The sequence below is a fragment of the Propionivibrio dicarboxylicus genome (assembly GCF_900099695.1).
Lineage (GTDB): Bacteria > Pseudomonadota > Gammaproteobacteria > Burkholderiales > Rhodocyclaceae > Propionivibrio > Propionivibrio dicarboxylicus.
The window spans coordinates 303,526-315,089 of sequence record NZ_FNCY01000002.1 but is presented as its reverse complement, the minus strand read 5'-3'; the positions used below and the strand labels follow the sequence as shown (position 1 = coordinate 315,089).

Below are 11,564 nucleotides of genomic sequence, written 5' to 3'. Positions count from 1 at the left end.
CGATCTTACGACCAGGAGGTTTCTGTGCAAAAAAATCAGCTTAAAGCGCGCCTGCGGCGGGGCGAACGTGTTCTCGGAACGATGATCACGGTGTTCGACAATCCCGAAATCGCCAAACTGCTCAAGGTGTGCGGTTTCGATTACTTCATCGTCGATTGTGAACACGGCGCCTTTCATTACGGGGCCGTTGCCAACATCCTGGCGATGGCGCGCGAGATCGGTATCGCCGGCGTCGTTCGGGTGCCGGAAGCCAAGCGCGAAGTCGTGCTCAAGTTCATGGAGATGGGCGCCGCCGGCCTGCTCCTGCCGAACACCGACACGCCCGAACAGGCGCGCGCGCTCGTCGAATATTCGAAATACACGCCGATGGGACGGCGCGGCGTCTCTCTATTGCGTCCGCATACCGGCTTCGAGAAGATCGAGAGCGCGGTGGACTACATGCGCCAGAGCAACGACGAGACGCTCCTGATGGCCCAGATCGAGTCGCCGCTCGGCGTCAGCAACGTCGAGGCGATCCTGTCGATCGACGGCATCGATGCCGCCTTCATCGGCCCGAACGATCTCAGCCAGAACATGGGCATCTACGGTCAGCTGACCCATCCGGACTTCATTGCTGCGCTCGATCATGTTATCGCCACGGCGCGCCGGTTCGAGAAGTTCTCCGGCATCCACCTGATGGCGTCGGCCGGTCTCAAGCCATGGATCGAGAAGGGCATGACATTGAATTTGTGCGGCAACGACGTCGAAATGATGATGCGGGCGGCGCGGGCGACGATCGCCGAGGTGGCTGGCTTCGCGCCGGCGAAGTAGGCGGCGGAAAAGAACAGGGATTGGTTGGATTGCCGTCACGGGGATCCGGCCTGGGGGGCACGCGCGTCCTGGCGGCACGCGTGCCCAAAGTGTCGTCATCAACAGGGAGGCGGGCGAGGCAATGAACGAATCGATGCGTGCGTATATGCGGGTAGGCCTGATTCATTTCATGGCGTATCCAAACGTAATCAAGGGGGAGGGACCGATCGAGGAAACGTTCCGGAAGATCGCGGTGGATGACTATTTCGATGCCGTCGAGATCACCTGGATCAAGGACCCGGCGGTGCGCCGGAACGTCCGCAAGATGATCGACACGTCGCATATCGATGTGGCCTATGGCGCGCAACCGCGCCTGCTGACCACCGGAATGAATATCAACGACCTCGATGAGACCGGGCGGCAGCAGGCGCTCGCCAATCTCAAGGCTGGCATCGACGAGGCGTATGAAATGGGCGCCAAGGGCTTCGCCTTCCTCAGCGGCAAGTACCCGGAAGACCGACTCGAGGACGCCTATCGCGCGCTCGTCGCGTCGACGCGCGAGCTTTGCGCCTATGCCAAATCCAAGGGCGACCTGAAGGTGGCGCTCGAAGTCTTCGATTTCGACGTCGACAAGAAGTCGCTGATCGGACCGGCGGCGCTTGCCCGGCGCTATGCCGAAGAGATATGTGCCGAGTTCGACAACTTCGGCCTGATGGTCGATCTCAGTCATATCCCGCTGCTGCACGAGACGCCCTTCGAGTCGCTGATCCCGATCAAGGACTTCATCATTCACGCGCACATGGGCAATTGCGTCGTCAGGGATCCGAGCTGGCCGGCGTATGGCGATGCGCATCCGCGTTTCGGCTTTCCCGGCGGCGAGAACGACGTCGACCAACTCGTTGAATATCTGCGCGTCCTGCTGGCGATCGGCTTCCTCAGCAAAGAGAAGCGTCCGATCGTCAGTTTCGAGGTGAAGCCAGTCGGCGACGAAGATCCCGATCTGGTCGTCGCCAATGCCAAACGGGTGCTGAACCTGGCTTGGCAGCGCGTCTGAGCGGCATGCCGGTCGAACCAGAAGAACACGTCACAGGGAAAGGGATGAATATGGAAAGCGTTGAACGCCTCAAGGAGATCTGTTGCGACGTCCGCGCCGACATCGTCAGGATGACGAATGCGGCGGCCTCGGGCCATCCGGGCGGCAGTCTGTCGTCGGTCGAGGCGATGGTCGCCTTGTACTGCAATGTCATGAATCACCGGCCGTCGGATCCGTCATGGTCCGAACGCGACCGGTTCTTCCTGTCGAAGGGCCATTCTTGCCCGGTCGTCTATGCGACGATGGCGCGCACCGGCTATTTTCCGGTCGAGGAACTCCTGACGCTGCGCAAGCTCGGCACGCGCCTGCAGGGGCATCCGTCGTGCAAGACGCTGCCGGGCATCGAGGTGTCGAGCGGCTCGCTTGGACAGGGACTGTCGGTTGCCAACGGCTTCGCGCTGGCTGCCAAGATCGACGGCAAGCCGTACCGGGCCTACTGCCTGATGGGCGACGGCGAATTGCAGGAAGGGCAGATCTGGGAGGCAATGATGACGGCCGCCCACTACAAGCTCGACAACGTCTGCGGCATCGTCGATTACAACGGCCTGCAGATCGACGGCGACATCGAGAAAGTGATGGGACTCGCGCCGCTCGCCGACAAGTGGCGCTCGTTCAACTGGCACGTCATCGAGGCCGACGGTCACGATGTCGCGGCAATGCTGGCCGCTTATGACGAAGCCAGGCGCACCAAGGGCAAACCCTCGGTGATCGTGATGAAGACGGTCAAAGGCAAGGGCGTTTCGTTCATGGAGAACGTCGCCGGCTGGCACGGCAAGCCGTGCAATCAGGAAGAAATGGCGCAGGCGCTGGCCGACATTTACGGGAAGGGGAACTGATCATGAGCGTGAAGATGTTGCCGACGCGGGATGGCTACGGCCATGGGCTTGTCGAACTCGGGGCGACCAATCCGGATGTCATCGTGCTCGATGCCGATCTCGCCAAATCGACGCGGTCGGACTGGTTCCAGGCCAAGTATCCCGATCGCTTTTTTGACATCGGCATCGCCGAGCAGGACATGATCGGCACGGCGGCGGGCCTCGCGCTGGGCGGCAAGATCCCGTTCGCGACGACCTACGCGGTGTTCGTCGCCGGGCGCGCCTGGGATCAGGTGCGCACGACGGTGTGCTATTCGAAGCTGAACGTCAAGATCGCCGGCGCCCACGGCGGCATCTCGGCCGGCGGCGACGGCGCAACGCACCAGTCGCTCGAGGATGTGGCGCTGATGCGCGTGCTGCCGAACATGACGGTGATTCTGCCTTGCGATGCCAATGAAGCGAAACGGGCGACGCTTGCCGCGGCGAAGATGGACGGGCCGTGCTACCTGCGTTTCGCGCGCGAGGCGACGCCGGTGTTTACCGACGAGAACGATACGTTCGAGATCGGCAAGGCCGTCGTGCTGAAGCCGGGCACCGATGTCAGCATCATTGCCGCCGGGCCGCTCGTCTACGAAGCCTTGCTGGCGCACGACCTTCTGGCTGCGCAGGGGGTTTCGGCGCGGGTGATCAACATGCACACGATCAAGCCGCTCGACGAAGCGGCGGTACTGGCGGCGGCGAAGGAAACCGGTGCGATCGTGACGATCGACGAGGCGCAACTGGCCGGCGGACTCGGTGGCGCGGTGGCCGAGTTGCTCGTCAGCCATCGGCCGGTGCCGGTCGAGATGATGGGCATCCGCGACACTTTCCTTGAATGCGGCCTGCCCGAGGAACTGGCGGCCAAGTATCAGCTGACGGCCAAGGACGTGGTTGCGGCGGTCGGCCGGGTGCTGGCGCGGAAATAGCAGGTGGTGTTGCCCGGGCGCTCCGGCAACCGCCGGGGCGCGACGGGCGTGTGCGATGACGACAGGCCGGCGCGGCCGGGGAGCGCGTGTCATGACGTATCAGCGGGAGTTCGCCGAGCCGATCAATGTCGGTGTGATCGGTATCGGTTCGCATTGCTATCGGAATATTCTGCCGGCCCTGAACTATCTCCCGGTCCGGCTCAAGGCGGTTTGCAACCGCGATGCGGCGGTCGGTGGCGTGACCGCCGCGCAGTACGGCTGCCGGCATTACCGGACGCCGGCCGAGATGTACGACGCCGAGGCGATCGATGCTGTCTTCATTTGCGTGAGTCCACAACTGCATCCTCGTTTGATGATCGAGGCGCTCGATGCCGGCAAGCACGTCTGGGTCGAGAAGCCGATCGGCATGCGTGCCGACGAGGTGCGGGAAATCATGGCGCATCGCGGCGACCGCGTCGTCGTCACCGGTTACAAAAAAGCCTTCGCGCCGGCGACGCGAAAGGCTGTCGAAATCGTGAACTCGCCGAAATACGGTGAGTTGCAGTCGGTGCTCGCCGTCTATCCAATGACGATTCCTGCCGACGGCGCTGCCGTACTCGATAGTCCGCAGGTCAGCAACTGGCTCAATAACGGCGTCCATCCGCTGTCGTTCCTGCAAGCCGTCGGCGGTCGCGTGGCGAGCGTGACCGCCTTGTGCAACGCCAGCGGACATGGCGTGCTGATGCTGCAGTTCGCCAATGGTGCGGTCGGAAATCTCCATCTCGCCTCCGGACCGTCGCCGCGCTTCGAGCGTTATGGCGTCTACGGCAAGCACTGGCAACTCGAGATCGACAACGCACGCGTGACGCTGCAGCGGGGTATCCCGTTCGTGTACAAGGAAACGACGAACTATGCGCCCGAGGGGGACGACAGCGGCGCCGTCGTCTGGGAGCCGTCGAACTGCCTGGCGACGCTCGAAAACAAGGCGCTATTTACCCAGGGTATGGTTTTTGCAATGATGCACTATTGCGATTGCATTCGAGCGCGCCGCCAGCCCGAACTGGGGACGCTCGAGGACTCGCTCGAACTGATGCGAATTTACGAGGCCGGACTGCTGTCGGCCGGCAAGACGCTGTATCTCGACTGATGCGCGTCGATCATGTGGCTCAGGCGTTGGGAGAATATTATGGGTTTGACATTGAAAACGGCTCAGGCGGCTATCGACAAGGCGATCGAAGTGGCTCGCGCCGAGTATGACAAGCCGGCGTGTGTGGCGGTCTACGATGCCAACGGTCTGCTGATGGCTTTCAGCCGGGTCGAGGGCGGTCTGTTTCGCAGCGTCGAAATCTCGCAGGCGAAGGCCTACACGGCGGTGCGCATGGGCGTCGATACGGACATTTTCCTCGCTCGCTTGCAGCGCGAGAACCTGTCGATTGCCTATTTCTGCGATGCGAAGATGACGGCGCTGCCGGGCGGTGTCGTGCTGCGCAATGCGGCCGGTGAACTCGTCGGCGGGCTTGGCGTGAGCGGCATGAAGGCTGACGAGGATGCTTTCGTCGCCCGCGAGGCGGCGGCGTTCGTCCAGCCGCTGCTGGGCTGATCACACCCGTTAGAAGCCGCTCCAGGGACTCATTGCGAGATTCGTCAGCGGTTTCTTGCGTTCGAGAAAGCGCGCGTCGCAGCGGTCGCAGACCCGATGCACGGTCAGCGTCGCTTCGCTGCGCCGCAGTATCGACGTTGTTCCGGCCTCGAAACAGGTCGGGCACAGGAAGGATGCTTCGTCTTCGGTGTTGTGGGCGCGATAGACGAAGACGCCGGGGCTGAGTTCGAAACGCTCGATCGGTGTGGCGCTGTCGCTTGCAGGTGTCGATGTCGTGGTCATTGCAGTGTGCTGGCGTCGATCTGCTCGTCATTGGCGGACTGGCCGAGCGGGTCGGACTCGGCGACCGTCTGGTTCCTTCCCTGGCGCTTGGCTTGGTACATGAAGCGGTCGGCGCGGCGCTGGATGTCGGCGATCGAGCGGTCCGCGAGGCGATGTCCGGCGACGCCGATGCTGACCGTGACATGGATCGACTGGCTGTCGTCGAGACGGTGGCTATGCTGGGCGATCTCCTTGCGCAGCTTTTCGGCGAGTGCGGTGGCGCCGATCAAGGGCGTGTCGGGCAGGAAAATCGAGAATTCCTCGCCGCCAATGCGGCCGAGCACATCGCTCTGGCGCAACTGGGTGACCAGCGTATTGGCGACATTGCGCAGGACGGCGTCGCCGATTTCGTGGCCGTAACCGTCGTTGATCGCCTTGAAGTGGTCAAGGTCGATGAACAGCAACGAGTACGGCTTGCCGTTACGCTGCGCCAGCGAAATCATCTTGTGGGTGACCTGGTAGTAAGCACGCTGGTTATAGACGCCGGTCAGCGGGTCCTTTTCGGCGAGTTCGCGCAATTTGATCGTGGTGGCGCGCATGCGATCGAAGAACGACAGCGTACGCAGCGTATAGGCGCAGGAAATCACGCTCATGGTGCTCAGGCTGATGAGTAGCGTGGTCATGGCGTTGCCGGAAAACGGCGCGTCGATGAGCCGGTTGGCGAAGACGATGCAGACGATCGTCAGCAGCGTGACGCCGATGCCGGCACGAACCCCCAGCAGGATATAGACGGAGATGACGCAGACGAAGAACCAGATGACCCGCAATTCGTCGGCCAGGGCGAAGACGAGCGCTGAAAGGAAGGTCAGGAAATTGACGGCGACGAACAGCGCCGCGACCGGCAGGAAACGCTTCTTGTGGTCACGCAGGGTCAGGAAGAGGGCGACGGACGCGGCACAGTTGATCTCGGTGGCGACCAGTTGCCGGTAGCCGAGGCTGTTGATGCCGGCGAGATCGATGGCGACGAAAAGCGCCGAGAAGAAGATGCCGGTCAGCATCACGGCATTGAGCAGGCGGAAGCGGAATTCCAGATATTCTTCGCTATCGTCGAATTCGACCTTGCCGTTGAGAAGCGCGCGGAAATTCACGGGAGTACCCCCGCGGCAGGCACGAGGCAATGCCGGTGGGCCGAGGGGCGGTGGCGCATGGCGGTGTCGGCGGAAAGCCCGGATGGCAGTACGGCAGCAGCATCGCAGCGCGATGTGTCTTGCCGGCTTCTTGCGCAATCCTTGCCTGATTGAAAACCCACCGTGTCGAACCCCTGAAAAATACCTGCGCATTATAGCGGCGCCCGCGCCGGCGCAACGCTCGTGCGAGGACTCTTTTGTGCGTGATCGCGTTGGCTGGGGGGTAGCGATGCTGATATGATAACGGGGTCAGTGTTCCGGGCGCCGGACGCGTTCTCACAAAGGAATTTCCCTGTGGTTCGGTATAAAGAGACGATAGAGCAGAGTGCCGAATACCTGAGACTCGCCATTCCATTGATGTCGAGGCAGGCGGTGCCGTTTCATCCCGTTTCCTATTGCCTTTGGTACGAATATGTTGCGGGCATAAATCCGCCATTGCGGGCGGCCATCGACGAGTTTATCGGTCGCGGACAGACACTCACTAACGCAAGCGCCGAAGAGCTGTTCCGGACTTATGTGGCCGAACGCGACCAGCGCGTCGCCCACCACGTCGCCACCGGTTTCAAGAAAGTCATGGACGATGTGTCGCAGGATGCCGCCAGCGCGGGCGCGTCGGCGCATCGTTTCGGCACGACGCTGGCCCGGTGGACCGAAGAGCAGGAGGCCGCATCGGCCGTGCCGAGCGCAGAAATCGACACGCTGTTGTCAGGCACGCGCGAAATGCAAGAGGCGATCACGACGCTGCAAGCGCGCCTCGATGCCAGTCAGAAGGAGATCGAAAAGCTCCAACAGGACGTTACCCGCGCCCGCGAAGAGGCGCTGGCCGACGAATTGACCGGGCTCATGAACCGCCGCGGATTCGAAATGACGTTGGCGTCGTGCCTGGGCGACGAGGCGTCCGAGGGGCATGGCACCTGTCTGCTGTTCGCCGACATCGATCATTTCAAGCGGGTCAACGATACGTACGGACACCTGATGGGAGACAAGGTGCTGCGGGCGGTGGCGCAGATCCTGCGCGCCAACGTCAAGGGCAAGGATACGGCGGCACGTTTCGGTGGAGAGGAGTTTGTCGTGCTGCTGCCCGATACGCGGATCGATGGTGCGCTTTCGGTTGCCGAAAAGATCCGTTCGACCATTGAAGGCTGTCGTATACGACGCACAGATACTCAACAGGAAATGGCGCAGGTGACGGTGTCGTTCGGCGTGGCCAGCTATTGTCCGGGCGAGTCGGCCGAGACCTTCCTGGCGCGGGGTGACGCCGCCCTGTATGCGGCGAAATGCAAGGGGCGAAACTGCGTAACGCTTGCGACGGCCTCCTGAGCGCGGTATGGCCGGATGTCGTGACGTCGTGATGCTCGTTCAATCGAGCAAACCGAGCAGCGTGGCGCGCACTGCGGCAGCGGTCCGGTTGGCGCAGTTCATTTTTTTCAGAATGTTGGCGATGTGGAAATTGACCGTACGCTCGGTGATGTTGAGGAGGTCGGCGATTTCCAACGAGGATTTGCCTTCCGCAGTCCAGCGCAGGACATCCTTTTCGCGTAACGACAGATCGACATGGGCTTCCGGAAGCAGTCTGGCCGAGAGCAGTTTGCTCATGGATTGATGCACCACTTGCGTCAGCCAGACCAGTTGGTAGCCGTGCGCGTTCATTTCCGACGCGGTCAGCGAACCGTGTCGACGCGACAAGGTCAGCATTCCGCGCAGACTTTGCGGTCCGACCGTCGATTGTGACCAGCCGTAGCGCAGGCCATAGCCGCGCGCTTCTTCCCAGAATTCCCGTGTGTTGCGAAAGACCTCGTCAGTCCAGATGAGTGGCGTCTGGGAGCGTACGCCATGCTGAATGGTTGGATCGATACGTTGGTAGTTCCGTGACTGGTATCGTTTCTGCCATGTCATCGGATACGTATTGAACATGATGATCTTGGGTTTGCTCAGTTGCAGGGGAAGGCGAACGCCATAGTTGCAATGGTCAAAGCCGAGGTTGCCCGCTTCTGCCTTGAGTTCCTCGATCAGTTGCTGCTCGAAACTTGCCTTGCGCAAGCGGTGCAGCAGTTCGTTTTCCCATTCTTTTATCATGTGACTTCTCCTGCTTTTCAGCCCTTAGGGTTGTTAGTATTGGCACTGGCTTCCGGCTGGGCAGTCAGGTAGTGTGTGCGTGAATCCCATGAGACGGTGACTAGAAATGACGCAATCATTCTTGAAAAACATGTCCGACGATGAGCCAGTTTCTCTTCCAGTCTTGTCTCAGGATGGGTATGTGCGTCTTTCGACTTCGGAGTTTCTGTCCATGTCCATGAGGCATTTCCTCTCAGGGGTTGATACGGATCCGGTCGAACGTGTTGCCGAATGTGGCGCTCGGGCGGCAATCACTGGGTATACGGAATGGGTGTCCACCTCCCAGCCCGCGGTATCGATCGGCTGGGATTGGTCGTTGCGGATTACCGCCGGGGTGCCGAGATACGTTCGTGATGGCTTGCCGCGATCAAACATGATGCTTATTGATCCGGTGAGTGGTCGCGATTTGGGTGACGAGGCGACTGCAACATGTATTGTCCTCTGGATCGACCGACAGGCATGGGAGGCTTCTGTCCGGGATCATATTGCCATGCGGTATTCCTGATAAATAGGAAATAGTTGGTACAAAATCACAGTTATTGATACTTCGCGGATCTCCGTGTTGTTTTGTATGCGCTGTAACAAATTGATTTTTTGTAAATAATTTGTTCTCCTGTCAGATCTGTCAGTTTCGGACAAGCGCAGAAAGGTACTCTAATGAAGCCTCGTTAAGCATTGCGGCGAGGTTGAAATGGATATTCTTTCTGGAATGCGCGCTGGTTTGCCGGCCGGTTTGTATCGTGGCTTGGCGTCGTATCGTCATGAGGTTTTCGTCGAAATGCTCGGCTGGTCCGATCTGGCGACGCCGGATCGCCTCGAACGGGACCAGTTCGACCGTGAGGATACGGTCTACGTCCTTGCCCGGGATGACAGCAATCGCATCAGCGGGTGCGCGCGCTTGTTACCGACGGTTCGGCCGTATTTGCTCGCCGAAGTCTTTCCGGAATTGCTCAACGGTGCCGTTCCGCCTTCGTCTCCGGATATCTGGGAGCTTTCTCGCTTTGCCGCCGTCGATGTTTCTGCCGCTTCCTGTATTCAGAGCGGCCAGTTCTCGTCACACATTGCCGTCGCTCTTCTCAAAGGGGCGATCGAGACGGCTTCAGGCTTGGGGGCGAAAAGGCTGATTACTGTTTCTCCGCTGGGCGTCGAGCGCTTGCTGCGCCATGCGGGTTTTCGCGCCCACCGCGCCGGGCCGCCGTTGGTTGTCGGTGGTCACCCTCTTTTTGCCTGTTGGATTGAGATCGATCAGTTGTAACGCAGTAACGATCGCCCAGTCTGACTTAGAGCCTATTTCGGTAGGGCTCGCGGCCCACGATCCCTATCGAAATAGGCTCTTAGGGGCATGAACATCCCCCGAGTTCATGCCCCGTCTTTTTTTGCCAATATCATCGCTTACGTCGATACGCCAGTGCGCTATAGTGCGAACGTCCGGCGGGTGCGCCAACGCTAATTTTCGGGGCGGTTCCGGGCATTCCATTTTTTGTGGCTTTTGCCTTGGGATGGCATTGGATGAAATCACTTCGCGAGCTTTTTCGGGTGGGAATCGGTCCGTCGAGCAGTCATACGATGGGGCCGCGGTTTGCTGCCGAATCCTTTCGTTCAGACTTGCCCGGCAATGCCTGCAGGATTCGCGTGTCCCTGTTCGGGAGCCTCGCCGCAACCGGGCGAGGACACCTCACTGATCGGGCGGTCAGCGAGCCGTTCCTGCCTCTGCCGACCGAGATATGCTGGCGGCCGGAAACGGTTCTCCCGCGCCATCCCAATGGCTTGCAGTTCGAGGCGCTTGATGATGATGACAATGTGCTCGCCGCGCGTGTCGTCTATTCAGTCGGTGGTGGAGCGCTGATGGATGCCGAGGGGCGTGCCGGTGGCGGCCCTGCCGTCTATCCCTTCGCCTCGTTGCAGGAAGTGCTGGCGCAGTGCGACCGCGACGGCCTGTCCTTGTGGGAAATCGTCGGGCAGTGCGAGGGCGAGGCCATCTGGCCGTTTCTTGCTGATATCTGGTCGACCATGCAGGCGACCATCGCACGCGGACTCGATGCCGAAGGCAAGTTGCCGGGCGACCTGAACGTGCCGCGCAAGGCCGCGTCCTACCACGCCCGGGCCGGCAGCATGGCCGGGTATTTCGGCCAGACGGCCTTGCTCTTTTCCTATGCGCTGGCGGTGTCCGAAGAAAACGCGTCGGGACGGACGATCGTCACGGCGCCGACCTGTGGGGCTTGTGGGGTCTTGCCCAGCGTGTTGTTCTTCCTCCAGCAGCAATCGGCGCTTTCCGACGAAAAGGTCGCCCGCGCATTGGCGACGGCCGGCCTGATCGGCAATCTTGTCAAGCGCAATGCTTCGATTTCCGGCGCTGAAGTGGGGTGCCAGGGTGAGGTCGGTACCGCGTGTGCCATGGCGGCCGCCGCCGCCGCCCAGTTGCTCGGCGGTTCGTCGCGTCAGGTTGAATATGCCGCTGAGATGGGGCTCGAACACCATCTCGGCTTGACCTGCGATCCGATTGGCGGCTATGTGCAGATTCCCTGCATCGAGCGCAACGCGATTGCTGCCGTGCGTGCCGTCGACTGTGCCGCCTATGCGCTGCTCTCTGACGGGAGGCATATCGTCTCGTTCGATGAGGTGGTGAAGACGATGTGGGAAACCGGGCGCGATCTCAATTCCGGCTATCGCGAGACGGCCGCCGGCGGGTTGGCGAAGATCGTTCGCCTGCAGCGTGACTTGAAATGATTTTTGCATGAAGGCCGCCCGCCCTGCGGCGGG

At 60.9% G+C, this 11,564-nt stretch carries 13 protein-coding genes; 10 read left to right on the top strand and 3 right to left on the bottom strand.

Annotated elements, in window-relative coordinates; all coding sequences use genetic code 11:
* The first annotated feature begins 24 nt into the window (after positions 1-24).
* From BLR25_RS05010 to BLR25_RS04985, 6 genes are all read left to right on the top strand, one after another.
* Entirely contained in the window at positions 25-810 is a 786-nt protein-coding gene (locus tag BLR25_RS05010) for an HpcH/HpaI aldolase family protein (protein WP_218122630.1), read from the top strand.
* A 169-nt stretch (positions 811-979) separates the two neighbouring features.
* Complete coding sequence (locus BLR25_RS05005) at positions 980-1,843, top strand: sugar phosphate isomerase/epimerase family protein (protein ID WP_218122629.1); 864 nt, start codon at positions 980-982, stop codon at positions 1,841-1,843.
* A 50-nt stretch (positions 1,844-1,893) separates the two neighbouring features.
* On the top strand, positions 1,894-2,718 hold the full coding sequence (locus BLR25_RS05000) for a transketolase (protein WP_091934593.1): 825 nt from the start codon (positions 1,894-1,896) through the stop codon (positions 2,716-2,718).
* 2 nt (positions 2,719-2,720) lie between these two features.
* Positions 2,721-3,662, top strand: a complete 942-nt coding sequence (locus BLR25_RS04995; RefSeq protein ID WP_218122628.1) for a transketolase family protein — start codon at positions 2,721-2,723, stop codon at positions 3,660-3,662.
* Between the two features lie 91 nt (positions 3,663-3,753).
* Positions 3,754-4,788 (top strand): Gfo/Idh/MocA family protein, encoded by a 1,035-nt coding sequence (locus tag BLR25_RS04990; RefSeq protein ID WP_091934590.1) that lies wholly within the window; start codon positions 3,754-3,756, stop codon positions 4,786-4,788.
* 39 nt (positions 4,789-4,827) lie between these two features.
* The gene (locus tag BLR25_RS04985) at positions 4,828-5,241 is read left to right on the top strand and encodes a GlcG/HbpS family heme-binding protein (protein WP_091934587.1); all 414 of its coding nucleotides are present in this window, start codon (positions 4,828-4,830) and stop codon (positions 5,239-5,241) included.
* Between the two features lie 9 nt (positions 5,242-5,250).
* Here the strand turns inward: BLR25_RS04985 and BLR25_RS04980 are convergent, their stop codons facing one another.
* Positions 5,251-5,523 carry a hypothetical protein gene (locus BLR25_RS04980; RefSeq protein WP_091934566.1) on the bottom strand — a complete coding sequence of 91 codons (273 nt, stop codon included), beginning with the start codon at positions 5,521-5,523 and terminating at the stop codon, positions 5,251-5,253.
* A complete protein-coding gene (locus BLR25_RS04975; RefSeq protein ID WP_176785749.1) occupies positions 5,520-6,650 on the bottom strand; it encodes a GGDEF domain-containing protein in 1,131 nt (376 codons plus the stop codon). Before BLR25_RS04975 ends, BLR25_RS04980 begins: the two co-directional genes overlap by 4 nt.
* Before the next feature lie 291 nt (positions 6,651-6,941).
* On the opposite strand from BLR25_RS04975, the gene BLR25_RS04970 reads away from it, so the two are divergent.
* Positions 6,942-8,009 carry a GGDEF domain-containing protein gene (locus BLR25_RS04970; RefSeq protein WP_176785748.1) on the top strand — a complete coding sequence of 356 codons (1,068 nt, stop codon included), beginning with the start codon at positions 6,942-6,944 and terminating at the stop codon, positions 8,007-8,009.
* Positions 8,010-8,048: 39 nt separating this feature from the next.
* Here the strand turns inward: BLR25_RS04970 and BLR25_RS04965 are convergent, their stop codons facing one another.
* The gene (locus BLR25_RS04965; RefSeq protein WP_091934555.1) at positions 8,049-8,765 is read right to left on the bottom strand and encodes an autoinducer binding domain-containing protein; all 717 of its coding nucleotides are present in this window, start codon (positions 8,763-8,765) and stop codon (positions 8,049-8,051) included.
* A 106-nt stretch (positions 8,766-8,871) separates the two neighbouring features.
* Here BLR25_RS04965 and BLR25_RS04960 point away from each other — a divergent pair, with 106 nt between their 5' ends.
* From BLR25_RS04960 to BLR25_RS04950, 3 genes are all read left to right on the top strand, one after another.
* Positions 8,872-9,309 carry a DUF4902 domain-containing protein gene (locus BLR25_RS04960; protein WP_091934552.1) on the top strand — a complete coding sequence of 146 codons (438 nt, stop codon included), beginning with the start codon at positions 8,872-8,874 and terminating at the stop codon, positions 9,307-9,309.
* Between the two features lie 186 nt (positions 9,310-9,495).
* Positions 9,496-10,059 carry an acyl-homoserine-lactone synthase gene (locus BLR25_RS04955; RefSeq protein ID WP_091934548.1) on the top strand — a complete coding sequence of 188 codons (564 nt, stop codon included), beginning with the start codon at positions 9,496-9,498 and terminating at the stop codon, positions 10,057-10,059.
* A gap of 254 nt (positions 10,060-10,313) precedes the next feature.
* Positions 10,314-11,531, top strand: coding sequence for an L-serine ammonia-lyase (locus BLR25_RS04950; protein ID WP_091934545.1), 1,218 nt, complete (start codon positions 10,314-10,316; stop codon positions 11,529-11,531).
* Positions 11,532-11,564: the final 33 nt, after the last annotated feature.

Excerpts from the sequence above, each read along its gene's own strand:
- BLR25_RS05005 (WP_218122629.1), top strand. The coding sequence starts at position 980 with ATGGCGTATCCAAACGTAATCAAGGGGGAGGGACCGATCGAGGAAACG.
- BLR25_RS05000 (WP_091934593.1), top strand. The coding sequence starts at position 1,894 with ATGGAAAGCGTTGAACGCCTCAAGGAGATCTGTTGCGACGTCCGCGCC.
- BLR25_RS04995 (WP_218122628.1), top strand. The coding sequence starts at position 2,721 with ATGAGCGTGAAGATGTTGCCGACGCGGGATGGCTACGGCCATGGGCTT.
- BLR25_RS04990 (WP_091934590.1), top strand. The coding sequence starts at position 3,754 with ATGACGTATCAGCGGGAGTTCGCCGAGCCGATCAATGTCGGTGTGATC.
- BLR25_RS04985 (WP_091934587.1), top strand. The coding sequence starts at position 4,828 with ATGGGTTTGACATTGAAAACGGCTCAGGCGGCTATCGACAAGGCGATC.
- BLR25_RS04980 (WP_091934566.1), bottom strand. The coding sequence starts at position 5,523 with ATGACCACGACATCGACACCTGCAAGCGACAGCGCCACACCGATCGAG.
- BLR25_RS04965 (WP_091934555.1), bottom strand. The coding sequence starts at position 8,765 with ATGATAAAAGAATGGGAAAACGAACTGCTGCACCGCTTGCGCAAGGCA.
- BLR25_RS04960 (WP_091934552.1), top strand. The coding sequence starts at position 8,872 with ATGACGCAATCATTCTTGAAAAACATGTCCGACGATGAGCCAGTTTCT.
- BLR25_RS04955 (WP_091934548.1), top strand. The coding sequence starts at position 9,496 with ATGGATATTCTTTCTGGAATGCGCGCTGGTTTGCCGGCCGGTTTGTAT.
- BLR25_RS04950 (WP_091934545.1), top strand. The coding sequence starts at position 10,314 with ATGAAATCACTTCGCGAGCTTTTTCGGGTGGGAATCGGTCCGTCGAGC.